Here is a 209-nt window from a genome sequence, read left to right as displayed (position 1 = left end):
GTACAGCGACGCCGATTTCCCCGACTGGCTCGGCTGGACCTTTATCGACGACGACACCGATGGCAACAGTCGCTGCGACTCGAAGCAGTTATTGGACCTGATCGAGCCCCAAGCGCCAACGGCCAACCCTGCGCCTTATCTGCCGGGATTGCTCGGCGAGGCGGTGAATGCCGCTGCCAGGGACCTCGACGCCGCCATGCACTACAAAG

The 209-nt window shown here is 62.7% G+C and carries 1 protein-coding gene; it reads left to right on the top strand.

What is annotated here, in order from left to right:
- Positions 1–209 (top strand): hypothetical protein (locus CF161_RS32995; protein ID WP_020294464.1); only part of this gene is annotated, 209 nt, incomplete at both ends.

The organism is Pseudomonas sp. CF161 (assembly GCF_000416215.1).
Lineage (GTDB): Bacteria > Pseudomonadota > Gammaproteobacteria > Pseudomonadales > Pseudomonadaceae > Aquipseudomonas.
Note: the sequence above shows the minus strand (reverse complement) of the source record. Positions and strands in the feature narration are given on the sequence as shown.